Origin of the sequence: uncultured Butyricimonas sp. (genome assembly GCF_959596855.1) — a bacterium.
Lineage (GTDB): Bacteria > Bacteroidota > Bacteroidia > Bacteroidales > Marinifilaceae > Butyricimonas > Butyricimonas muris.
Genome location: NZ_CAUFYA010000014.1, coordinates 65,298 through 89,266, shown reverse-complemented (window position 1 = coordinate 89,266; position 23,969 = coordinate 65,298). Strand labels below are relative to the sequence as shown.

At 45.1% G+C, this 23,969-nt stretch carries 17 protein-coding genes; 8 read left to right on the top strand and 9 right to left on the bottom strand.

Going from position 1 to position 23,969, the window contains the following annotated elements:
• The first annotated feature begins 40 nt into the window (after positions 1–40).
• Entirely contained in the window at positions 41–652 is a 612-nt protein-coding gene (locus tag Q5866_RS08495) for a porin family protein (protein WP_099292716.1), read from the top strand.
• Between the two features lie 71 nt (positions 653–723).
• Here Q5866_RS08495 and Q5866_RS08490 read toward each other — a convergent pair whose 3' ends face one another.
• Positions 724–2,226, bottom strand: coding sequence for an OmpP1/FadL family transporter (locus Q5866_RS08490; protein WP_303179833.1), 1,503 nt, complete (start codon positions 2,224–2,226; stop codon positions 724–726).
• A gap of 23 nt (positions 2,227–2,249) precedes the next feature.
• The gene (locus Q5866_RS08485; protein WP_303179832.1) at positions 2,250–3,434 is read right to left on the bottom strand and encodes a hypothetical protein; all 1,185 of its coding nucleotides are present in this window, start codon (positions 3,432–3,434) and stop codon (positions 2,250–2,252) included.
• Between the two features lie 256 nt (positions 3,435–3,690).
• On the opposite strand from Q5866_RS08485, the gene proS reads away from it, so the two are divergent.
• From proS to Q5866_RS08470, 3 genes are all read left to right on the top strand, one after another.
• On the top strand, positions 3,691–5,166 hold the full coding sequence (gene proS, locus Q5866_RS08480; RefSeq protein WP_227214873.1) for a proline--tRNA ligase: 1,476 nt from the start codon (positions 3,691–3,693) through the stop codon (positions 5,164–5,166).
• 102 nt (positions 5,167–5,268) lie between these two features.
• The gene (gene pepT, locus Q5866_RS08475; protein ID WP_186975656.1) at positions 5,269–6,492 is read left to right on the top strand and encodes a peptidase T; all 1,224 of its coding nucleotides are present in this window, start codon (positions 5,269–5,271) and stop codon (positions 6,490–6,492) included.
• A gap of 96 nt (positions 6,493–6,588) precedes the next feature.
• On the top strand, positions 6,589–7,461 hold the full coding sequence (locus tag Q5866_RS08470; protein ID WP_303179831.1) for a DUF3078 domain-containing protein: 873 nt from the start codon (positions 6,589–6,591) through the stop codon (positions 7,459–7,461).
• Between the two features lie 717 nt (positions 7,462–8,178).
• Here the strand turns inward: Q5866_RS08470 and Q5866_RS08465 are convergent.
• A complete protein-coding gene (locus Q5866_RS08465) occupies positions 8,179–9,738 on the bottom strand; it encodes a peptide MFS transporter (RefSeq protein WP_303179830.1) in 1,560 nt (519 codons plus the stop codon).
• Between the two features lie 115 nt (positions 9,739–9,853).
• Here Q5866_RS08465 and Q5866_RS08460 point away from each other — a divergent pair, with 115 nt between their 5' ends.
• From Q5866_RS08460 to Q5866_RS08445, 4 genes are all read left to right on the top strand, one after another.
• Positions 9,854–11,386, top strand: a complete 1,533-nt coding sequence (locus tag Q5866_RS08460; RefSeq protein ID WP_303179829.1) for an NAD(P)H-hydrate dehydratase — start codon at positions 9,854–9,856, stop codon at positions 11,384–11,386.
• Between the two features lie 11 nt (positions 11,387–11,397).
• Positions 11,398–12,510, top strand: coding sequence for a DUF4831 family protein (locus tag Q5866_RS08455; RefSeq protein WP_303179828.1), 1,113 nt, complete (start codon positions 11,398–11,400; stop codon positions 12,508–12,510).
• A 24-nt stretch (positions 12,511–12,534) separates the two neighbouring features.
• Positions 12,535–14,322, top strand: coding sequence for a chloride channel protein (locus Q5866_RS08450; RefSeq protein WP_099292693.1), 1,788 nt, complete (start codon positions 12,535–12,537; stop codon positions 14,320–14,322).
• Positions 14,323–14,485: 163 nt separating this feature from the next.
• Positions 14,486–14,707, top strand: coding sequence for a DUF2795 domain-containing protein (locus Q5866_RS08445; RefSeq protein ID WP_009135471.1), 222 nt, complete (start codon positions 14,486–14,488; stop codon positions 14,705–14,707).
• Between the two features lie 268 nt (positions 14,708–14,975).
• Here the strand turns inward: Q5866_RS08445 and Q5866_RS08440 are convergent, their stop codons facing one another.
• The 6 genes from Q5866_RS08440 to Q5866_RS08415 all read right to left on the bottom strand — a co-directional run bounded on the left by Q5866_RS08440 (position 14,976) and on the right by Q5866_RS08415 (position 23,861).
• The gene (locus Q5866_RS08440; RefSeq protein ID WP_218014313.1) at positions 14,976–15,512 is read right to left on the bottom strand and encodes an NUDIX domain-containing protein; all 537 of its coding nucleotides are present in this window, start codon (positions 15,510–15,512) and stop codon (positions 14,976–14,978) included.
• Between the two features lie 601 nt (positions 15,513–16,113).
• Complete coding sequence (gene pheT / locus Q5866_RS08435; RefSeq protein ID WP_303179827.1) at positions 16,114–18,564, bottom strand: phenylalanine--tRNA ligase subunit beta; 2,451 nt, start codon at positions 18,562–18,564, stop codon at positions 16,114–16,116.
• 243 nt (positions 18,565–18,807) lie between these two features.
• Complete coding sequence (nadA, locus tag Q5866_RS08430; RefSeq protein ID WP_303179826.1) at positions 18,808–19,734, bottom strand: quinolinate synthase NadA; 927 nt, start codon at positions 19,732–19,734, stop codon at positions 18,808–18,810.
• Positions 19,735–19,743: 9 nt separating this feature from the next.
• The gene (gene nadC / locus Q5866_RS08425) at positions 19,744–20,580 is read right to left on the bottom strand and encodes a carboxylating nicotinate-nucleotide diphosphorylase (protein ID WP_186975650.1); all 837 of its coding nucleotides are present in this window, start codon (positions 20,578–20,580) and stop codon (positions 19,744–19,746) included.
• 95 nt (positions 20,581–20,675) lie between these two features.
• Positions 20,676–22,253 (bottom strand): L-aspartate oxidase, encoded by a 1,578-nt coding sequence (gene nadB / locus Q5866_RS08420; RefSeq protein WP_303179825.1) that lies wholly within the window; start codon positions 22,251–22,253, stop codon positions 20,676–20,678.
• A 195-nt stretch (positions 22,254–22,448) separates the two neighbouring features.
• On the bottom strand, positions 22,449–23,861 hold the full coding sequence (locus Q5866_RS08415) for a hypothetical protein (protein ID WP_303179824.1): 1,413 nt from the start codon (positions 23,859–23,861) through the stop codon (positions 22,449–22,451).
• Between the last annotated feature and the right edge of the window lie 108 nt (positions 23,862–23,969).

Here is a 23,969-nt window from a genome sequence, read left to right as displayed (position 1 = left end):
TTGTGAGCTATTGTAATTGAATAATCTAAAATTTGATGGAATGAAAAAGTTTTTATTAGTGGTGATCGCTATGGTCACGTTAGGAAGTGTTCATGCTCAGACTGCGTTCAAGAGCAAAGTCGAAGGTATAACCGGTACGGAATTTTATTTCGGTCCGAAATTCGGATTCAACGTGGCTGGTATAAGTGATGGCCCGAATAAAAGTAAATTGAGTTTCCTTGTGGGAGCTTTTGCCGAATTCAAGTTCAATGATTTATTTGGTTTGCAAACCGAGTTGATCTATTCTCGGCAAGGTGATAAAGGGAAAGAGGGAGGTACTAAATATTGGATGAGGGTGAATTATTTGAATATTCCCGTTTTGGCGAAGTTCTACGTGTGGGAAGGTTTGAGTGTTGATCTTGGTCCGCAATTGGGATTTGCCTTGAATGGAAAGCATAAAACAAAGCATGGAGGAACTGAAACGAAATCCACTATAAAACATTTGAATACGGTAGATTTGAGTTTTGGAATGGGATTGTCCTATGATTTCGATATGGGATTGGTTTTATCGGCTCGTTACAATTTGGGATTGACTAACGTGGTTGAAAAGGATAAAACTTACGGTAATAACCAAAACCGTGTATTCCAGTTGTCTGCCGGATGGAAGTTCTAGGAACTGACAATATGAAAAGAATGCCGTCACAATCTTTGCGACGGCATTCTTTTTATATTACAACTCTTTATTTAGAACCGGAAACCTAACGTAAGTCTGAATTCGTTGTTTTTGAATTTCGTGTTGAATTCCGGGGATTCGATTACACCGGAAGGTGCTTCATAGTAATAGAACAACCCGTTGATGTCAGACTTCTTGTGCATGTAAGAGGCATCGGCATAGAATGAACCGAGATTTACCCCTAAACCGCCTGAATATATCTGAATGTCATTATCTTCATTCATTTCACCCTTTTTATAAGGAGAAGCCGAAAGAGCGTATCCGCCACGGAGGCAGAAAACGCTGTTGAGTCTAAACTCGGCACCTGCTCTAAAATTATGGGTGGCTTTGTAGATGTCTTTGATTGCGTTGTTGGTTTCTAAGTATTCATTTTTTGCATCATCATTTGTGAATTTTGCTGCCGTGTAGTCCACGTACTCGTAATCACCACTAATGATTGCCCGTTGCCCGAGAACGATAGCTACGCCTGCCATTACCCGCCATGGGGTTTTCAGTTTGTATGAATAATCTGTATAGGCAGTCCATCCATATTCAAAGCCGGGCTTTGGTTCTGCATCTTCTACTGGTAGTTCAGAGAATTTAGCCGATACATTATTTTGCGCAAATGCATCTAAATTATAGTATGTCGGGGTGTGAATTGCCGCACCGATACGAATAGCCGGAATCGGACGGAATATAAATCCTGCTTTGAAATTTAATCCAGTACCGCTTGATGTGAAATCTTGATACATACTGAATTTTTCCAGTTTATTTGTTATGTCTTTTCCAATTATCTCTTCTGTATAAACTGAATATGATTTATAGTGCAGGGATTGAATTCCGAGCGTTGCCCCGAAATAGAATTTATCACTGAGATTACCACCGAGCGATATGGCATATTCACCTTGGAATCCTCGTTCCCTCGTGTATTTATAGTGCTGCAGTCGATCTGTTTCCCGAATGGGATTCTCGTAATTATAATCCTTGTTTTCGATAGCTTCTTTGCTTAAATAAAGCATATAAGCGTCATAAGCTAATCCTGTAGTGAAATCGTTCAACTGTTGAGGCGATTTTCCGTCTGCTTCTTCTTTCCACACGTTTGCTAAGGATGAATTACCGTCTGTTTCGTAATATCCTTGGAAAATATTCCTGTTGAAGTTATTCAAGGTCGAGTAGTTGAAACCGACATTGAAATTCTTTAATATTCTATTATTAGGACTAAAGGATAATACCAATCCGGCATTACTCATGATAAACATGTTTTTTTCGTTATCAATTCCTTTTGTTTTGGCATGGGCGAAATCCATCATCGGAGTAAAGCTAAACTCGGATTTACGGAACACCCCTATACCGGCGGGATTCATTGATAAAGTTGTTAAATCACCACCCAGTGCTGTGAAAGCTCCACCCATTGCAGTAACCCTTGCGGAACCGAATGGGACTATTCTGGAGAATCTAAGCGCATCTTCCTCGTTTTGTGCTGAAGCTGATAATGTGAAGAGGAATAGAACCGGGAGTATATATAATATTTTCATATCCAAAAGTATTAATTTAGACATTATCTTCTGCTGCCCGTGTTTGTACGTTCAACTGGTCCGCTACCGCCACCGCTTGAGCGGGAACTGGAACTGCTACCATATGATCCGCCGCTGCTATTGCCTCTGGAATAACTTCCGGAACTATATGACGGATTGTAGGTTGAGCCTGAATTACCGCGGTCGAAGCTACTGCTTCTGGTTGTGCCGGAACTTCTCGAAGAGCGGGAGTACGTGCTGTACGACCGGGCGTTACGATTTGTCGTGTACTGTTTTTTAGGAGCATAACGGGTTGTTGAAGCCGTTGGTCTTTCCACTGCACCACCCCAACCCGGACGATGATGTCCCCAGTTCGGTCCGTGGTGTCCCCATCCCGGGCGATGTCCCCAGTGCGGATAACCCCATCCCGGGTAGTAACCGTAATTTGGGCCCCATGAATTCCAACCCCAAGGGTCGTAATATCCGTGATAATACCCGTAGTTATTCCAATAAGGATCCCATCCCCACGAGTTACCCCATCCGAAAGAACCTCTCCATCCCCAACGATCCCAACCGAATGCTACACGGTTGCTCCACGCGAAACTGTCGAAACGGGGATCGTTCCATGCTACAGTCCAGATGTATTTCGGGTAATTACCGAAGATCATTTCGTTATATAATGAAATATTCGAGTTGCTGGGGAACCACCAGTAACGACCGTTTAACGTGAAAACGTTCCAGTCGGAGCTGAATGACAGGTTTTGGGCGATTTCATACCCGTTGCCGAAATAAGCAAAGCCTTCCGGGTAACGGTTCATGATGCGCACGCATTCTTCCAAGTCGTTATCGGAGCCTCTGAAGCCCCCGAGCCAATACCCGTCGCCTTCCGAAACTTCAATTCTTGTCACGGGTTGTCCCGTTCTTTCTTCTTCTTTCTGTACTTGTTTTTCAGTAGCGTAACGTGCCATTCCTATGGCGTGAGATTTAGGATTCACGCTGTTGTCTTGTTCTTTAGGATAGACTTTATCGTTTGCTGTATTCTCTCTGGAAGATGAGTTCTTGTCCGCTACGATGTCCACGCCCGTTTTCTTCTTGATTTCCTGCGCGAAAAGAGAACGTTGCCCGGGAACATAGTAGATATCGTCTTCCTGCGCTCGTGTGAAATTTTGCGAGGAAGAGCAGGCACCGAAAATGACTGCTAATGCTGAAATGTATAACGCTATCTTCATGGCTGTAAATTTATTTCCTTTCTTGTATGACAATTTTTGAGTGTCTTGGTTTATTCTATATATAACAAATTGCGTACCACGCTATGTTTATTTCTCCTACTTTCATGCTAACAAGTCATAAACTTGTCAATCTGTCGGTTGCATTTTGCCTTTTATGCGAGCAAAATGCCTATTATCATGATAAAAATAGAAAATAAAAATCGGAAATCCTAGTTTTTGTTGTAAATTTGCGCTTGTTTTATCAAAAAATAATGAGATGGCTAAGTTTTTAACTTCAAGAGAAGAGAATTATTCACAATGGTACAATGATCTGGTCGTGAAAGCCGGATTAGCAGAGAATTCAGCAGTAAGAGGATGTATGGTGATAAAACCTTACGGTTATGCCATATGGGAGAAGATACAACGTCAGTTGGACCAGATGTTTAAAGACACCGGGCATAGCAATGCTTATTTCCCGTTGTTGATTCCCAAATCTTTCTTTTCCAAGGAAGCTGACCACGTGGAGGGATTTGCCAAGGAGTGTGCGGTTGTAACTCATTATCGATTGAAAAATGATCCCAACGGGGGCGGGGTAGTTGTTGACCCGGCTGCCAAGTTGGAAGAAGAATATATTATTCGTCCGACTTCCGAGACGATTATCTGGAATACTTACAAGAATTGGATTCAGTCATACAGGGATCTTCCGATCTTGTGTAACCAATGGGCTAACGTGATGCGCTGGGAGATGCGTACGCGTATGTTCCTGCGTACTGCCGAGTTCTTGTGGCAAGAAGGCCACACGGCTCACGCCACGAAAGAAGAAGCTGTCGAGGAGGCTCATAAGATGGTACGCGTGTATGCCGAGTTTGCCGAGAAATGGATGGCAATGCCCGTTATCATGGGACACAAGAGTGAAACGGAGCGTTTCGCCGGGGCTTTGGATACACTGACGATCGAGGCCATGATGCAGGACGGGAAGGCTCTGCAATCGGGTACTTCTCATTTCTTGGGACAGAATTTTGCCAAGGCTTTTGACGTGCAATTTACCACGAAAGAGGGGAAACAAGAGTACGTGTGGGCCACATCTTGGGGAGTTTCTACCCGTTTGATGGGAGCGTTGATTATGGCTCATTCCGATGACAACGGTTTGGTGTTGCCGCCAAAACTGGCTCCGCTTCAAGTGGCGATAGTTCCGATTTACAAGAGCATGGAGGGATTGGAGAAAATCCGTCAAACGGTTAGCGGTTTAATCGAGAAACTGAAGAAAGCCGGAATCACGGTTAAGTTCGATGATCGGGACACGCAAAAACCGGGTTGGAAATTTGCCGACTACGAGTTGAAAGGTGTTCCCGTGCGTTTGGCCATGGGAGAGCGTGATCTGGAAAACGGAACGATTGAAGTGGCTCGCCGCGATACTTTGACCAAGGAAACGTTACCCTTGGAAGGTATTGAATTACATATCGAGAAGTTATTGGACGAGATTCAGGAGAATATATACAAATTGGCACTGGATCGGCGTAACAATTGGATCACGAAAGTGGATTCTTACGAGGAGTTCAAAACGTTGATTGACACGAAAGGCGGGTTCTTCTTGTGTCATTGGGACGGAACCCCGGAAACGGAGGAGAAGATCAAGAACGAGACGAAAGCCACGATTCGTTGTATCCCGTTTGATGCTCCCGAGGAAGAAGGCAAGTGCATGGTGACAGGGAAGCCGTCGCACAGGAGGGTGTTGATAGCGAGAGCTTATTAATTTTAAATTTTAAATTGTAGATTTTAGATTGCAATGGCAGTCTGAGTCGAAATTGGATAATTTAAAACTTAAAATTTAAAGTCTAAAATTTAAAATTGTTTTATGTTGCCAGTAGTTGAGCGTTTTCTCAGGTATGCGAAGATACACACGGAATCGGATCGGGAAACCGGGTTGGTTCCGAGCACACCGGGACAATTGGAATTTGCTTATCTCCTTTCAGAGGAGATGCAAGCAATGGGTATGCAGGACGTGTCAGTAGATGATTACGGGTATGTGATGGGATTTGTGCCGGGGAACACGGACAAGGAGTGTTCATCTATCGGGTTTATCGCCCACATGGATACTAGCCCGGATATGACGGGTAAACACGTGAAACCACAGATAATCGAGAACTACAAGGGTACAGATGTTCTTTTAAATAAAGAAAAAGGGTTTACTTTGTCACCGGATGATTTCCCTGAGTTGAAGAATTACGTGGGGACGGATTTGATCGTGACGGACGGGAATACCCTTTTGGGTGCGGATGATAAAGCGGGTATTGCCGAGATTTTGACGGCAATGGAGTATTTGATTCAGCATCCGGAAATCAAACACGGGAGAATTGCCGTTTGCTTTACCCCGGACGAGGAGATTGGAGAAGGAGTAGACCATTTTGATTTGAAGAAATTCGGGGCTAAGTTCGCTTATACCTTGGATGGGGGTGAGATCGGAGAATTGGAATACGAGAATTTTAATGCGGCTTTGGCTCGCTTGACGTTCAAGGGAAGGAATTTCCACCCCGGTTACGCTAAAAACAAGATGGTTAATTCTATCAAGGTAGCCAACGAGTTCATGGCAAGTCTGCCGAAAAAGGAGGCTCCCGAGTATACTTCCGGTTACGAAGGCTTTTTCCATATTTATTCCATAAAAGGAACCGTGGAAGAAACGGTACTTGAAATATTGATTCGTGATTTTGATAGAGAAACTTTCGAGTGGCGCAAAGGGGTAATCGAGAACGGTGTTCGGGAGTTTACCAGAAAATACGATTTGCCGGTATTGTTGGATATGAAGGATCAGTACGCGAACATGAAAGAACGACTTGAACCTGTACGGTACATCGTGGATATCGCCAAACAAGCCATGGTGGAGTTAGGCATCAAACCTTTGTTTGTGCCTATCCGGGGAGGTACTAACGGCTCGAAATTGTCTTTCATGGGATTGCCCACCCCGAATTTGTCTAACGGGGCACATAATTCTCACGGGCGTTACGAGTATATTCCCGTGTCGTCCATGGAGAATGCGGTTAAATTGATCGTGAAGATATCCGAATTTTGTGCTAAAGTTTGAGTTTATGAACTTAACGTGTAACAAATTTTCATTGTTTCACGTTTCATGTGATAAAGTTACTTTGTAGAATTATATCACGAATTATTTAAAAAGAATATGATGAGAGGATTTTTATGCATTGCCTTCTTTTTGTTGGGATGGGGGCAATTAGATGCGCAGCCGGTAAGAGATACGGCTTGGACTAAAGCGGGATATTTCGGGTTGAAATTGACACAGGTTAGCTTGAGTAGTTGGTCTGCCGGAGGTGAGTCCGCGATGGCATTTGATAGCCAGATAACGTACAGTGCCGATTTTAAACGTGAGCGTCAATTATGGCAAAATCGTTTGGAATTGGGATACGGTTTGACCAAGAATGACGGGAAAAGCGCCCGGAAGACAAACGATAAGATCTATTTCGCTTCTACATACGGTTATCAGATGTATAAAGCGTGGTACTGGAGTGCCTTGTTGAACTTTAACACGCAGTTTGCCAAGGGTTATGATTATAACATCGAGGATTCTGATTTTATATCTAAATTCTTGGCGCCCGGGTATTTAGTGATTGGAGTCGGTGCCACGTGGAGTCCGAATAAGATATTTACGGCGACCATTACTCCTGCTTCATGGCGGGGAACTATCGTGGCAAACAAACGCCTGTCGGATGAAGGTGCTTTCGGCGTGGACAAGGGAAAACATTTGCTGTCAGAGTTCGGTGCCAACTTGAAGGCCGAAGTAAACTACGAGTTTTTGCAGAACATGACGATTTATTCCCGTTTGGAATTGTATTCTAATTACTTGGAAGATCCGCAGAATATTGATGTCCGTTGGGACGTGCAGTTGAATATGGCTATCAATAAATGGTTTTCAACCACGTTGTCTACCAACTTGCTGTATGACAATGACGTGAAGATCGCGCAGAAAGACGGAACCGCCGGACCGCGGGTTCAGTTTAAAGAAGTGTTGGGAGTGGGGTTGCAGATTCATTTCTAGGAAGATTAACCAAGATTTTGTGTAAACGTGGAATACGGAATGCTTGCAAGGCACCGTATTCCACGTTTTTTTCTAGTCTTCTTTTATATCATTTATAATCATTGAAATGTTTTTCAATTTTGCTTCAGATGCTGCTAAATCTATTTTTAGTTTTTTGTTTTCTTCTTGCAATCGCTCAATTGTTTCTTGCAGACTTTCAATTGAAACAGTAGGTGAAGGAATTTTATTATATGCCGCATCGAAAAAGCCTATTAATTCTATACGAGAATGACGATATGAACTGAATGAATAATCATAGGGAAGTAAGGCAATAATGTACTTTTATTAAATATGTCTGTCCTTTAGAGCAATCTAAATACAAGGGAGTGGCTTGATTAGTCCAATAATCGTGTTTAATTATCCTTACTTTAACCGCAAAGCCGAAGAGAAATAACCCTAAAGCTACTGTTTTTACCGTGCTTGAGGTGTTCGTGCATCTATGTTGCCCCTATCTTACATGGAGCAACATAAATGCACGAACGGAGCGATATTGGTAAGAAAGGTAACTTTACTGCGGTTTTACAGTGGCTCTTCAATAGGATTACACTTGTTCATGCGAACCGGAAAGCCAACAATGATAATTATTATTCTGTAACCGCCGTAACAGTTACGGCGGTTATAAAGATACAAAAAGAGGCTGCATCGTGCAGCCTCTTTTTATATGAATAAAGTTGTTGCTTATTTTGTAACTCTTTCAAGCCATTTCACCATGCCAAGCATAACGCCCATGGATACAAGGCATACGATTAAGAATACAGTCCAGCATTGCCAGATTGGCCATGCGTTGTACATAAGGGGACCAATCCAAAGCAGAAGGTTACCGAGAGCGGTAGCCGCTAACCATAGACCTTGACATAAACCGAGCATGCTCTTGGGGGCAACTTTTGACACGAAGGACAATCCAAGAGGAGAGATAAACAACTCTGCAACTGTCAAGAAGAAGTAAGTGGCGATAAGAACCCACCAGTGAGCCTTGCTTGCCATTTGCTCTGCGATAGGCAATAATTTGAATGAATCTGCTGAAGGATAACCTTTCATCAAGGAGAAAATTGCAAGGAACAAGAAGGCCATACCTGCGATGAACATACCGATAGCGATTTTGCGGGGAGTTGAAATTTCTTTACCGCGTCTTGCGAGAGCCCCGAAAATAGCCATGATAATGGGGGTAAGGACAATCACGAAGAAGGGATTGATTGCTTGCCATACTTCAGGAGCGACTGCAGAGGAATCCACGAAGTCGCGGGCGAAGAATGAAAGTGACATACCGTTCTGGTGGAATGAGAACCAGAAGAAAATAACTATACCCAAAACAGCAAATAACGCGTACATTCTCTGTTTAATTTCTTTAGCCATAGCAGCTTTCTCCTCCGGGGTGTAGTCTACGCTTTGAGTTGTAGCTTTTTTCGCGGGATTCGGGAAAGTCTTTTGTGAAATAAAGAAAATTACAAGAGAGATAAGCATGGCTGCAACAGATGCAATGAATGAGTAGTGAATACCTTCATTGAAAATTTGCAGGTATTGGCTGCAAGATGCGGTCAGGTCGGAAACGGCTCCACCGGCAGCAACCATAAGTTGTTGTAAGTTGGCAAGAGCTTCCGGTGCCATAGCGGCAGCGTTGTTAATATACTCGTGGCAAAGTGCCGGGAGTTGCGCGTTGTAAGTGAATCCGTTTGTTCCCAACCACCATTGGCGTAAAATCGGAGCGATGAACGGGGCAATCAAACCACCCACGTTGATAAACACGTAGAAGATTTGGAATCCTGAATCCCGCTTGTCTTTCGCGATTTTGAGAGCTTCCGGACCTTGTTTGGCGGCGTCAGCCTCGAAGTTATCGTACATCTGACCCACGATAGCTTGCAAGTTACCTTTGAACAAACCGTTACCGAAGGCAATGAGGAACAGGGCAACGCAAGTGAGCGTCAACAACCAAGTCGTGTTTGCCGCGGTAGCGAGGATTGGAATGGACAGGATAATGTATCCTAATGCCATAATTACAAGACCGGTCTTAATGGTACCCTTGTAGTTTTGCGTGCGGTCAGCAATAAGACCTCCGACAAGGCTTAAAATGTATATACCGGCGTAAAAGAAAGAGTAGATAGTACCACTGGCAGCTTCACTCAAACCAAATTTAGAACATAGGAACAACACGAGTACGGCATTCATGATGTAGTAGCCGAAACGTTCTCCCATATTACTTAGAGCCGCGGTAAGCAACCCTTTAGGATGATTTTTAAACATAACTTTTGTTTTTGATTCGTATTGATTAATATTAAAATTATTTCATTCACGCTAACAGCACGCAAATATAATTTATTTTTTTATCTTTAGTCCTTGAAAACGTTTGAACTCTGTTATGAAGAACGAATATAGAAAAATTTTCAAGACATCCGAACTGCGGGAATTGGATGAATATACGATTGAGAATGAGCCGATAACGTCGTTAAATCTGATGGAAAGGGCGGCTAGTTTATTGACACAAAAATTATTGATTTTTTTTTCACGTGGTCATATTTTTAACATTCTGGCGGGAAGCGGGAATAATGCCGGCGACGGGTATGTCGTGGCTAGGTTGTTGAATGAAAAAGGGTTGATAACCAAGGTGTTCGATTTGTGTCCGGGGAAGCAATTATCGCCCGACTGTGCCGTGAACAGGGAGCGTTTTGTACGAAACGGGGGAGAGTGTATCGAGGTGGAAAAAGCGGAAGATTTTCTGCCGGATGAAAACAGTGTTATTATTGACGCGATTTTCGGTGCCGGGTTGAATCGTCCGGTGACCGGATTTTTGGGGGATGTCATTCGAAAGGTGAACGAGTTGCCTAATACAGTTGTGGCAATAGATATTCCTTCCGGTTTACTCGGTGAAGATAACCGGGAGAATGACGGGGCTATCGTGGAGGCTGATTACACTTTTACATTTCAATTTCCTAAACTGGCATTCATGTTCCCGGAGAACGGGAAGTATGTCGGGGAAGTAGAGGTATTGGATATTCATTTGCATCCGGGTATTTTGCGGGAACGGGATTCTTCTTGTTATTTTTTGACCGAGGATGCGGTGGCCTCCCGTTTGCTGATGCCGGAGAAGTTTTCACATAAAGGGACCTTGGGGAATACCTTATTAATAGCGGGGACTCCCGCGATGCCGGGAGCCGCCGTGTTGGCGGCAAGAGGAGCCATTCGTTCGGGAACGGGATTGTTGACGGTGCATGTGCCTCGTTTCGTGAAAGAGATGATCCATTTTGCCGTGCCCGAGGCATTGGTGGAGGTGGACTCGAGTGACTACTGTTTCTCGGGCGTGAACGATTTGTCTAGGGTGCAGGCTGTCGGGATCGGACCCGGTTTAGGGACGAGTGATGTGACGAGGTACGGGATGCGTCGGTTGCTGAAGGCATGGCGGGGGAAAATGGTGATTGATGCCGATGCCTTGAATCTGCTTGCTGCCGATGCGGAATTGTTGAGTCTGGTACCCCGGGGAGCCGTGTTGACGCCTCACCCGAAAGAATTCGAGAGATTGGCAGGAAAAAGTGAAAATGATTTTGATAGATTAAATAAATTAAGCACCTTTGCAGGTCTACACCAACTGTATGTAGTATTGAAGGGGGCGCGCACGGTGATAGCCTCTCCCGACGGTAATTGTTATTTTAATATGACAGGAAACCCGGGAATGGCAAAAGGAGGGGCGGGAGATGTGTTGACCGGAATCATTGCTGCGTTGCTGGCAAGTGGACACGAGCCGTTGGATGCAGCCGTTATCGGTGTTTACGCGCACGGTAAGGCGGGTGATCTGGCAGCCGCGGAATTTGGAATGAGGGGAGTCCGGGCGGGCGACATCGCGGATAAGCTGGGGTTGGTGTGGAAAACGTTGGAAACATATAATATTGCTAAGTAGTGATAAACGAAATGAAACGACTTTTATTGATTATCGGGTTGATGGGATTAGTATCCCTGTCTGTTTTAGGACAGAAGAAGAGAGAATTAACGACTCCTGTATCTGTGAATTATGCCTTGCCGAAGATCGGTTATGATATAGTGGTCACGATGGAGTGTGTGGAGGCTGTGCCGGGACCTTTCCGTAAATATGCCATGCAGCAATTGGGGGTGCAGCCGGAAATCATGACGCCGGGAGAGGAATGGACGATCAAGAATATCCGTTTCGTGCCGAAAGCGTTGCCGGATACCAAAGCGATGTACACGCTGAATGCCGCGGGTGAATATAATTCGATAACGGTCAACGTGACCCCGAAAGGTTTTTTGGCCGGATTGGGAAGCGGGGTTACCAATAATAGTCACGACGGGAAAATGGTGTATGTGCCGGATAAAGAAGCCGCGGATGCCGATATTGATTACGTGCGTTTCGGGTTGCGTTCCACGCAAAAAGAGGTGTTGGATTCCAATTTCACGGAGATGGAAGTAGAGGGAGAGATTCGTAGAGTATGGGATCCGATCGAGCGTCATGTGCTGAAGGAAGAAAAAGATTACGTGAGCGAAATCACGGAAGATTTATTTGCCATACGGAAAAAGAGATTGGAACTTTTAACCAACGGAACGGCTACTGCCGAGGCTCTAAAAGCGTTGGATAAACTGGAACAGGATTATATGAGTCTTTTCATGGGTAAGAAGGTGCGGAGTAAAGTTGTTCGTACATTTACCTTTGTACCCGAGAAAGCGGACGAAGCTGTTGTTTTATTCCGTTTTTCCGCGGAAGACGGGATAACGGCTAAGAATAATGTTTCGGCACAGCCTTATATCGTGGAACTTCGTAATTTGTTGGTTCGGAAACAAGACGCACCGCAAAAAGAGTCTGCCCGTCCGGTTCCCTCGTTGTTTTACAGAGAGCCGGCAACCGCTGACATTTGCCTCTTGAAAGGTAAAGAAGTATTAATGACGGTAAGTGGTGTTATTCCACAGTTAGGCGTGATCAAGCAATTCCCGTTGGATGTGATCAATAACGAGGGGATAGCCCTTGAATTTTATCCGCTATACGGTTCGTTGAAAAGTGTGATAAAAAAATAATTTCAGGTATTTACAATTCTATTTATGGCGGAGGTAAGCGATAAGGGGTTACTTGGGAGATTCTTGGTGTGGCGTGTTCGCAATATCAAGGAGAAACAGTTCATCGTGATCTTGAGTATCTTGGTGGGTATTGTAACCGGGTTGGCGGGAGTGGTGTTGAAAAATATGGTACATTACACTCACGTGTTCTTCACGGAACGGATGCAGGTGGATAGCGGTAGCTTGTTTTTCTTCGTGTACCCTGTTATCGGTATTCTGCTCACGACGTTGTTCGTGAAATTTTTCGTGAAAGAGGGAATCAGTCACGGGGTGACGAAGGTTTTGTACGCTATTTCTCGTCGGAATAGTATGATAAAACCGCACAACAATTACTCCTCTATGATTGCCAGTACATTGACTATCGGGTTCGGTGGATCTGTCGGAACGGAGGCAACTATTGTATTGACCGGGGCGTCGATCGGTTCGAATCTGGCGCGTATGTTCAGGATGAACTATAAGGTAATGACATTGATGATCGGGTGTGGTGCGGCCGGTGCTATTGCCGGAATATTCAAGGCTCCTATTGCCGGAATTGTGTTCACGCTGGAAGTGCTGATGCTTGATTTGACGATGGCTTCGTTAGTACCTTTAATGTTTACCGCTATTACCTCGTATGTCGTGACTTTCTTCCTGATGGGCGACGGTTTCGTGTTCTCGTACCAGATTACCGATAAGTTCGTGATGGCTAATTTCCCGTACTATGTTATTTTGGGTGTTTTTGCCGGGGTATTGTCCGTGTATTTCGTTCGGATGAATATCCGGATAGAGCAGTTGATCGGGCGGGTGAAAAATATCTGGAAACGGGTGGCTATCGGTGGAGCGTTATTGGGAGTGGTGATTTTTATTTTTCCCCCGCTATACGGTGAAGGTTACTCGGCGTTGGATGATTTGATGGCTGGGCATTCTGATAAATTATTGAATAACACGTATTTTTTCGGTTTTCGGGATAGTACGTTGATGTTGATTCTTTTCGTGGTCGGTTTGATTTTCGTGAAGGTGATCGCCACGGCACTGACGAATGGTAGCGGTGGAGTAGGTGGTGTATTCGCACCGAGTTTGTTCACGGGTGGTGTTGCCGGATTCTTGGTTGCCATGTTGATAAACCTGAGTGGTATCCGTCACGTGGAACCGAGTCATTTCGTGTTGGCGGGTATGGCGGGCACGATGTCGGGAGTAATGAAAGCACCTTTGACGGCGATGTTCCTGATCGCTGAAATTTCGGGGGGATACGCTTTGTTCCTGCCGTTGATGCTGACGTCAGTTATCTCTTACCTGACGAGTCAAGGCATGGAACCTTATTCTATTTATGCCCGTCGGTTGGCTATACAAGGCGATTTACTGACTCACAACAAGGATAAGGCCGTGTTGACCTTGATGAAGTTGAACAAGGTCGTGGAAACGGATTTTAAAACCATCGGGGTGGATGCCACGTTGGGGGATCTGGTAAAAGTCGTATCCAAGTCGAGCCGGAACTTGTTTCCCGTGTTGAATGATCGACAGCAATTATTGGGCATCGTGTTATTGGACGATATCCGTAAGGTGATGTTCAATCAGGATATGTATTCCAAGACTTACGTGAGGGATTTTATGACGACGCCTTCCGTGGTGATTGATATCAATGATTCGATGGAGGTTGTCATGAAAAAGTTCGAGGATTCCGGGGCATGGAATTTGCCAGTTTTGCAAGATCATCAATATCTCGGTTTCGTGTCTAAAGCAAAGATATTCAATACTTACCGTAAAGTGTTAATTCACTTCTCCGATGATGAATAGAATTTATATGTAACTATTTAGCCGTATTCCCGTTATTAGTGAGTGAAATATTTTACTTGTAATGTTTCTAAATAATTCCTTCTATATTGTAAAGAGGTTGTATTATTAGAAATAAAGTATATATTCGCGGCAAAATAGAAAAAACTATATAAACGATATAACTATGTATTGGACACTGGAATTAGCCTCAAAATTGGAAGATGCACCTTGGCCTGCATCAAAAGATGAGTTGATCGACTACGCCATTCGCTCTGGGGCGCCTATGGAAGTGATTGAAAATCTTCAGGATATTGAAGATGACGAGGAGATTTTCGAGAGTATTGAAGATATTTGGCCGGACTATCCGAGTAAAGATGATTTCTTCTTTAACGAGGATGAGTATTAATTGATGGTTGTAATGAATAAAAAGGATTGTCTAAGAAATTAGACAATCTTTTTTGTATAATCTTCCTTGCAGGTGTTGTGGGATTCTCCGTGTTTTACAGAACCATACGTTACCCTTGCTTAACCTCAAAGACGTAGCATGAACGTATCATGGACGTAGCATGAACGTAAATTTGCGTTTATGATGTGTTTATGCTATGTAAATATAGCCTCTTTGGGGATAGGCAAAGGGGAAGAACGGGGCGTGCAACAATTTTGCAAGTGTAAGGTTATTTTTTCAGTAACCGGTGATACTCGTGCAAGAAATTGGGGGTGAATATGGAGGTGTTGTCAGGATTCTCGATTTCTTCGCGAGTCCAGAAACGTCCTTCGTCAACTTCTTCGTTATGGATGTCTATGGCGTCGTGTGCGGTACAGAGGAACGAGAACACGAGTTCGCGTTCACGGGGACTTTCCCACACGTAAGAACCGAGGAACCGGGCTTTGAATTTAGTGATTCCCAGTTCTTCTTGTGTTTCCCGTTTTAAGGCATCTTCAATTTTCTCCCCGAACCCGACATGTCCGCCGACAGCCGTGTCCCACATACCCGGCAGGAAGTCTTTTTTCATGCTTCGTTTTTGCAGGTAGATATCTCCTTGTTTATTCATGATGTGGAGATGGACTACCGGGTGGAGGAGCATGGAACCGGAGTGTACACTGCGGCGGGTGGCTTTTCCGACAACTTCCCCTTTCTCGTTAACCACGGGCAACCATTCGTCGTCACGTGCCGCTTTGGCTAGAAGACGATTTTTGACAAAGAAGGTCAGGAAGAATAAGGCGAGCAGGATGTATAATAACGGTCCTTCTATAAAATCGTGTACTTCTTCATTGCAGAGAAAGGCAGAAGCGAAAGCGACAGCCGTGTGAATGACAAGCAGATAGAATAACAATCCGAGCATCCTGTGCATGGCTTGTTGCTGTTCCGGGGTGATTTGTAAGGTGTTCCGGTATGATTCGGGCAATGTCTTCGTCATGTCGGCTTTCGTGAAAGCGAAAATGCCTAACAATACACACATGGCGGCTTCCACGATGGTTTGTTGTATTCTTTCAAAAGATGTTCCTTCCAATAACACGGCGATTACTCCCAAAGCGATGAAAAATAGGGTATTGGCGAGAGTCGTTTTGTTTATTCTTTTTTCTTTTATCCACGAGTAGAAAAATTCTCCGGCACCAAGTATGATGACGGCAATCAAACCGATTCGCGGGCCAAAAAATTCTTCGGCGATGAAATACAGGATAATCAGTACGAAAGAGGGAAGAAGGGAACGCATAACAATTGAAAATTGAGGATTGAAAATTGAAAATGATAGGGAGTTGCAGGTTACAAGTTAGAGGCTTTGCCTGTACTTGTAACCTGCTAACTTGTGACTATCTGATTTCAGCGTTGAAGAGGTGTTTGTAAGTTCCTATCAACTTGTTCATGCTCTTGTCGATCTGTTTGTCGGTGAGCGTCTTTTCTTCGTCAAGCAGGGTGAAACTTACGGCATATGATTTCTTGTCGGCACCTAGTTTTTCGCCCTCGTAAACGTCGAATAAGGTGACGGATTTCAAGAAAGATTTTTCCGTGCGGAAAGCGGTATCCTTGATTTCTTTGAATGTCACTTTCTTGTCCAGTAAAAGGGCAAGGTCACGTTTCACGGAAGGGAATTTCGGTAGCGGTGCGAAAGTGACCGTTTGGTTTTTGATCGCTTTCAATATATTTTCCCACGAGAATTCAGCGTAATAGACTTCTTGGCTTACATCCGTTTTCTTCAAGGGAGTTTTGCTCACGATACCCATGGAAACGATATGTTTGTCACCTGCCTTGTAAGTCAGTCCTTCGCGGAAGATATCCCGGTCGCTTGCCTCTATTTTCAAGTTATCGGGTTGCAACCCGAGCCGGTTCAATATCATTTCGCAATAGGCTTTCAGGTAGAAGAAGTCTGTTTTGGCTTCTTTGGCGTTCCATGTCGTGATATTTTTATTACCCGTGATGAAAAGAGAAAGCATATTTTCTTCTTTGTATTGCTTTTGAGGATCGTCGGTACCTTCTTTCTTGTGGAAGGTATACGCTTTCCCGAACTCGAATAATTTCAAATTGTGGTTTTTCCGGTTGATGTTGTACGCTACGTTTTCCAACCCGGAGAATAACAGGGATTGGCGCATGGCTCCTAAATCGGCACTGAGCGGGTTGAACAGCATGACCGTCCGTGTCGGGTCAAAGGAGGTGAGGTCCTCGTAATAGCTGGCTTTGGTCAACGAGTTGTTCATTACTTCGTTGAATCCGTTGGCGGCTAACAGGTCGGAAATGATATTTTTCAATTGGTAATCATCCGGTTTTTCGCTGTAGCTTAACGTGGACTTCACGCTATTGGGTACTTCCACGTTATTGAAGCCGTAGATGCGAAGAATGTCCTCGATCACGTCGGCTTCCCGTTTCACGTCCACGCGGTAGGGGGGGACATGTAATAACATACCCTCTTCGTCTTCTTTCACGATCTTCATCTCGAGAGAACGAAGGATGTTTTTGATGGCGGAGTGATCTATTTTTTTACCGATCAGACGGTCGATATGGTCGAATTTCACGGTCACCTCGAAATCTTCCACGGGTGTCGGGTAGATGTCTATCACGTCGGATGTGATTTTGCCGCCCGCTACTTCTTTGATCATCATGGCAGCCAGTTTCAAGGCATAAATCACGATATTCGGGTCTGTTCCCCGTTCGTAACGGAAAGATGCATCCGTGTTCAAGCCGTGGCGACGAGCTGTTTTGCGAACGAATACCGGATCGAAACAAGCACTTTCAAGGAATACGTTCGTCGTGGTTTCCGAGATACCGCTTTCTTGTCCCCCGAATACCCCGGCAATACACATGGGAGCCTCGCTGTTGCAGATCATCAGATCGTCCTCGTGCAATTCTCTTTCCACGCCGTCCAGTGTGGTGAACTTCGTGCCTTTGGCAACACTTTTGACAATCACTTCATCTCCTTTTACTTTATCTTTGTCGAAAGCGTGCAGGGGTTGTCCCAGACCGAACAGGATATAGTTTGTCACGTCCACGATGTTGCTGATGGGGTGCAACCCGATCGCTTTCATCCGGTTCTGTAACCATTCGGGGGAGGGTTTTACCTGTACGCCTTCAATGCAGATTCCTGCATACCGACGGCAGGCTTCCGGTCTTTCCAGACGTACCGATATCTTGGCTCCCGTGCTGTCCGGCTTGAAGCCTTCCACGGAAGGAAGCGCGTACCGTATGTCTTGTGTCTGTTGCAGGTAGGCTGCCAAATCCCGGGCTACACCGAGGTGTGAGGCTCCGTCGATACGGTTCGGGGTGATATCCACCTCGATAACGGTATCCCGGTAAACGTTGAAATAATCTGCCGCGGGTATCCCGACAGGGGTGTCTTCCGGCAATACCATGATTCCGTCATGCGATTCGCCGATACCTATTTCATCCTCTGCGCAGATCATTCCGTTAGAGGCAACTCCTCTGATTTTTGATTTCTTTATCACGAACTCTTCGTCACCTTTGTAGAGGGTTGTACCGACAGTAGCTACTACTACTTTTTGTCCGGCAGCGACGTTAGGTGCACCGCACACGATTTGCTCCGGTTCTCCCGTTCCGAGGTCAACCGTGGTCACGTGCAAGTGGTCTGAATCGGGGTGTTCTTCACAAGTCAGTACTTTACCGATAACCAGCCCTTTTAATCCTCCTTTCACGGCCTCAAACTCCTCGTAGCCGCCTACTTCAAGTCCGATACTTGTCAGTATTTTGCAAATCTCTTCAGTGCTTTGGTCTATCTTCAAATAGTCTTTCAACCAGTTCAGTGATACGTTCATATATTAATTTTAGATTTATGATTTATGATTTATGATTTTAGATTGAACTCCCTCTATCCATTTTAGATTTAATGATTGTAGATTTTAGATTTCTCCCCACTTGCCAACACTTCTTTTCAAATTCTACACTCTTAATTTCTAATCACTGTCTTTGACTAGTGCCACTAGCTCCTCCTCTGTTTATAGAGGAGGTGTCAGCTTTGCTGACGGAGGAGTTCATTTTCAATTCTCCATTTTCCATTTTCAATTGATATCTAGCATTCTCTGGATCGGTAACCACGCTCTCTGCCTTAAATCTTCGGGGAGGCGTACCTCGTGTTGTTCTTTTTCAAGGGCGTCGAGGACTTTTTCAAGGGTTACTTTTTTCATTTGGCCGCAGATTGCGGTTGGATGAATGGGGATAAATTCTTTCGTGGGGTTATCCGCCTGTAACTTATGAATGGTTTCCAATTCGGTTGCGATGATAAATTGTTGCTTCGGTGATTCCTTGGCGTGTTTGATGATTCCTGCCGTGGAATACATGAAAGCTCTGGGATGATTCAATATGCGATCGTCGTGTGAACAACTGGACTCCGGGTGTATCAACGCGTCGGCATCCGGGTATTGTTCCAGTTTATCCAATATCATTTGGGCATCGATACGGTCATGCACGCAGCAATCGCCATTCCAGATTTCCATTTCCCGTCCCGTAACCTTTTGGATGTAAGCACCGAGGTTTTTATCGGGAACAAACAGAATCTTTTTGTCTTTCGGCAGGCTTTGTACGACTTTCAAGGCGTTGGATGAAGTACAGCAGTAATCCGTGTACGCTTTCACCTCGGCGGTCGTGTTCACGTAGCTGACGATAAGACCGTCCGGGTTTGTCTTTTTCCATTCTCGCAAGTCGTACCCGCTGACGCCTTCTGCCAGAGAGCAACCGGCTCCTTCTGCCGGAATCAGTACTTTTTTGTTCGGGGAGATGATGGAAGCGGTTTCAGCCATAAAATGAACCCCGCAGAAAACGATAATATCGGCATCCGTTTCTCCTGCCATGCGGGAGAGTCCCAGTGAATCACCCAAATAATCGGCAACGTCTTGAACTTCCGGGCGGGTATAATAGTGCGCCAGAATAATAGCGTTTTTTTCCTTCTTCAACTGTTGTATCCTATCGACAATTTCCTTGTGTGTCATAACCGTGTATTAGTTCATTTTGATGTTCATGCTAATGTCCATTGCCGTGACCGAGTGTGTCAACGCTCCCACGCTGATGTAATCTACCCCGGTGGCGGCAACTTCTTTCAGACGGGGGATGCTCATGTTTCCCGATGCTTCGGTTTTGGCTCTGCCCGCGATGAGTTTTACCGCTTCGGTCATCGCTTCGTTGCTCATGTTGTCGAGCATGATGATATCGGCTCCCGCGTCAAGTGCCTGTTGTACTTCTTCCAAAGTAGTGGTTTCCACTTCCAGTTTGATGCTGAGAGGGAGATGGGCACGCGCTTCTTTCACGGCGTTGGGGATACCTCCGGCAATCTTGATATGGTTGTCTTTCAACATAATCATATCGTATAATCCCATCCGGTGGTTGGAGCCTCCGCCGTGGTGTACAGCCATTTTATCCAGCACTCTCAATCCCGGTGCGGTTTTACGGGTATCTAACAAGCGGGTACGCGTTCCTGCCAGTTCTTTCATGTAACGGGCTGTTTCCGTGGCAATACCGGACATCCGTTGCAAGATGTTCAACGATAATCGCTCGCCTAACAAGAGTGTACGATAGCTTGCTTCGATTCGTAGGATGATATCTCCTTTTTTCACGGCGGTTCCGTCGTTTACTAACGGTTCCCACACGATATCTTTTTCAAATTTCTCGAATACTCGTTTAGCGATTTCCAACCCGGAGATAACTCCGTCGGCTTTTGCCTTCATCTCGGCAACTGCTTTTGCCTGCACGGGAATGATTGCATTGGTCGTGATGTCCCCCGTGGCGATATCCTCTTCAATGGCGAGGTCGATTAGTCTTTCTATTAGCGAGTCGTACATACTATCTATTTTAGATTTCTTGATTTTTGATTTTTGATTCCGACCCACATGTCAACGCTTGTTTAATCGTAAATCGTAATTCATAAATCGTAAATTTATTCGTTTTCCATTTTCAATTGTACTGGTAATGTCCTGATTTCCTTTTTCTTTTGTTGAATGATGTGACATACAAAAGCATCTTCCGGGTTCGGGTAGTCGGAGCGGAAATGTCCGCCTCGGCTTTCTTCGCGGAAGAGGGCGGAACGGATAATCAATTCCGCCACGGTGAGCAGGTTTTTACTAACCAGTGAATAGTATTCGTTTGCTTCAAAATTTTCTTTTGCTTTCAATGCTTCCAGACGGTTCAAGCCTTCCTGTAATCCGCTTTTGTTTCGGATGATTCCGGCTTCCTGTGTCATGATGTCGGCGACTTCGGTTTTAAGTTGCAGGTAAGCGTCGAGTTTTCGCGCATCCAGACGGAATCGGGGAGTGATCTCCGGAACCGGGGCTTCCCGTCTGTTCCGCACGGAATCTTCCACGGCACGTTTACCGTATACCAGACATTCTATGAGTGAATTGGATGCCAGTCGGTTGGCTCCCATGATGCCGGACGAAGCGAGTTCCCCGCACACGTAAAGGTGGGGGATATTTGTCCGCCCGTTCAAGTCGGTTCTGACACCTCCCACGGTATAATGGGCGGCAGGTGCGACGGGTATGCGGTCGGTCATGTCGATGCCTAGTTCCGCGCACTTTTCAAATATATTCGGGAAGCGTTTCTTTATCTTTTCCGGATCGAGATGTTTCAATGACAGGTAAACGTAGTCCTGATTGTTCTGTTTCATTTGCAGGAATATGGATTGCGCGACGATATCCCGCGGGGCAAGTTCGGCAAGCTCGTGTTTCCCTACCATAAAGCGTTCGCCCTGTTGATTCAACAGGTGGGCACCTTCTCCCCGGACAGCCTCGCTGACCAGATAAGCCTCTCCCGAGGGCGTGTAGATAGCGGAGGGGTGGAATTGGATAAATTCCATATCCGCGATTTCGCATCCTGCCTCGAACGTGAGAGCCAGTCCGTCACCGATCGTGGTGTGGGGATTGGTCGTGCGTTTGTATATTGCGGAGGTCCCGCCGGAGGTGAGTAACACGTTGTGTCCCGTGAATACCTCTTCCCGGTTCTCGTTAAAATCCCAGCATCTGACGCCGTAGCACCCGTGTTCGTCTTGTAACAGGGCGATAACAGCGTGATTGTCGAATACTTCCACCGAGGGACAATGTTCCACTTTGTCAATCACGAAATTGGTAATCATCCTTCCGGTTGCGTCCCCGCCGGCGTGTAGTATCCTTTTCTGGTGGTGTCCGCCTTCCAGACCGAGTGCAAGTTCCCCGTTCTCCGTGTCGAAGTGCATACCGTCGTTAATCAATTCTTGTATGCGAACGGGTCCTTCGTTTACTAAAACATGAACGGCAGGATAGTCGCACAAACCTCTTCCTGCCGTGATCGTATCTTGGAAGTGAAACAACGGGGCATCATCTTCTCCGGTAACGGCAGCAATTCCACCTTGGGCAAAATAAGAATTACTTTCCCTGATATTGGATTTGGTTAACAATGCTACTTTCCCGTAAGCTGACGCACGATAGGCCGTATAAAGACCTGCTAAACCACTTCCGACAATAATATAATCGTAACTACGCATTTTTTTGTCATGTAAATTGATGCGAAAGTAGTAATATTTTTTATCTAAACCAATAAAAAGTAAGGTCATAAGGTTCATAAAGTTTATAAAGTTCATAAAGTGAGGGATGTCCTTTGAAAAGGGGGGAGCGGTAACATGAGTTGCCGTGGACAAAAGACTCGCGGGATACGGTGAACTTTATGGATGAGGCGTTGATTAGCGAATGTCGGTAAACGACTTGGAAAACTTCTCGCCGTAGGCATTGAGGTATTCTTTCGTGAACTTCTCGTAGCTTTTCTTGGCAAGGGAGTGTTTGCCTAGGGCAGCGTAAGCGTTTACCCGTAATTGGAGCGCGTATTCGTTAAGTTGATCGCAAAGGGAGATCGAATCGGCTATCTGTAATGCCAGATCGGGTTCTGTCTGAATATTCACGGAAGTTTCCGTGTAACTCACGAGGGTATCGATAATGTAATCCGATACGGTCGATTTGTAGCGGTCTAGCCACTCGTAATCCGTGTCGAACAAGAAGGCACCTTGCTTGGATAGTTGCAGCAGTTTCAGAATATCTTCCCGGGCGGTTAATTTACCTTTTGCCGACAAGGAGAGATAATCGTAATAGTCCGTGTATATCTGTTCCGGGGCAAGGTTGAGAATCCAACTTCCGGTTTTGTTGCTGACCTCGTTTTCCCCGAGGGTATCCAGTAGGCTTCGTAATTTGCCGATGTTTACCGCCCGGTTGTTTTTGGCGCTTTGTTCGGTCTTGTCGAACCATAGTAATTCTTTCAATCGCTCGGAGGTGATGCCTTTTTCCGGTGTATGTATCAATAACAACAAGAAAAGTTCTTTCAACAAGGGGGTGAATTTCTTCGTGATATTGTTTCCTTCGGCATCGTAGATATGAAAGCCGCCGAACAGGTAAACGGCGTTTACCGTTTGGGGTATGTGTACCGGGGATTCGTTGTTGGCGATTATAACTTCATTTTCCAGCCGGGATGCTGAAGCGGATTGTTTCCGGCGCAAAAGCCTTTTACGCAATTGTACACCGCCGAACACGAGTAAATCCACGATAAGTATAAAGATAAACCAATACCAGAAAGTAGCGGAGAGTTGTTTGTCCGTGGTTTCGATAAAATGAATATTGCTAATTTGTAATGCCGGTTTGCCGTCCCGGTCGAGTACTTTCTCTTTGTCGGCGATAAAAGCAAATTTATACCCCGCCTTGGGATCGAACCCGAGGTTGTTGATCGTGTATAATGTATCGCCGATTTGAATCGTAAATTCTTTTTTCTGTTGGAATAAGGTCAGTTTTACCTTAAATTCCGAGTTCGGAGAGGAAGAGGGGATAGGCAGCTTTCTCAGGTTCTCTCTGGAATACACGATTAATTGTTGTAATTCCCCTTTCCGGTAATCCAGAAAAAGGTTATAGTACTCGTTTTCGTTCGAGTTGATTTGTAGCAACGGGCCGAAATAAGTTTGTTGGTGTGCTTGTAGAGTAATATCGAAATCAATCTGTAATCGTTTCTTCAAGTAGATGTACCGGTTTTTGTCAGAAGGTACCGTGTCATTCTTCTCCGTGTTATTGTTATCCGGTTGCGCGAATAGTTTCCCGGTCGGAAAAACCGACATCATGAACATGAAACTCACGATTATAAGGTGTCGCGGGCTAAAGTGAAAGGTTGTATGTTTTCCGGTGTTTTTCATCCACTGCAAATATAGCATTTGCTGATGAATTATAAA

What these genes read in the sequence shown, in the direction of transcription:
- Q5866_RS08495 (WP_099292716.1), top strand. Translation starts at nt 41, where the DNA reads ATGAAAAAGTTTTTATTAGTGGTGATCGCTATGGTCACGTTAGGAAGT.
- Q5866_RS08490 (WP_303179833.1), bottom strand. Translation starts at nt 2,226, where the DNA reads ATGAAAATATTATATATACTCCCGGTTCTATTCCTCTTCACATTATCA.
- Q5866_RS08485 (WP_303179832.1), bottom strand. Translation starts at nt 3,434, where the DNA reads ATGAAGATAGCGTTATACATTTCAGCATTAGCAGTCATTTTCGGTGCC.
- proS (WP_227214873.1), top strand. Translation starts at nt 3,691, where the DNA reads ATGGCTAAGTTTTTAACTTCAAGAGAAGAGAATTATTCACAATGGTAC.
- pepT (WP_186975656.1), top strand. Translation starts at nt 5,269, where the DNA reads ATGTTGCCAGTAGTTGAGCGTTTTCTCAGGTATGCGAAGATACACACG.
- Q5866_RS08470 (WP_303179831.1), top strand. Translation starts at nt 6,589, where the DNA reads ATGATGAGAGGATTTTTATGCATTGCCTTCTTTTTGTTGGGATGGGGG.
- Q5866_RS08465 (WP_303179830.1), bottom strand. Translation starts at nt 9,738, where the DNA reads ATGTTTAAAAATCATCCTAAAGGGTTGCTTACCGCGGCTCTAAGTAAT.
- Q5866_RS08460 (WP_303179829.1), top strand. Translation starts at nt 9,854, where the DNA reads ATGAAGAACGAATATAGAAAAATTTTCAAGACATCCGAACTGCGGGAA.
- Q5866_RS08455 (WP_303179828.1), top strand. Translation starts at nt 11,398, where the DNA reads ATGAAACGACTTTTATTGATTATCGGGTTGATGGGATTAGTATCCCTG.
- Q5866_RS08450 (WP_099292693.1), top strand. Translation starts at nt 12,535, where the DNA reads ATGGCGGAGGTAAGCGATAAGGGGTTACTTGGGAGATTCTTGGTGTGG.
- Q5866_RS08445 (WP_009135471.1), top strand. Translation starts at nt 14,486, where the DNA reads ATGTATTGGACACTGGAATTAGCCTCAAAATTGGAAGATGCACCTTGG.
- pheT (WP_303179827.1), bottom strand. Translation starts at nt 18,564, where the DNA reads ATGAACGTATCACTGAACTGGTTGAAAGACTATTTGAAGATAGACCAA.
- nadA (WP_303179826.1), bottom strand. Translation starts at nt 19,734, where the DNA reads ATGACACACAAGGAAATTGTCGATAGGATACAACAGTTGAAGAAGGAA.
- nadC (WP_186975650.1), bottom strand. Translation starts at nt 20,580, where the DNA reads ATGTACGACTCGCTAATAGAAAGACTAATCGACCTCGCCATTGAAGAG.
- nadB (WP_303179825.1), bottom strand. Translation starts at nt 22,253, where the DNA reads ATGCGTAGTTACGATTATATTATTGTCGGAAGTGGTTTAGCAGGTCTT.
- Q5866_RS08415 (WP_303179824.1), bottom strand. Translation starts at nt 23,861, where the DNA reads ATGATGTCGGTTTTTCCGACCGGGAAACTATTCGCGCAACCGGATAAC.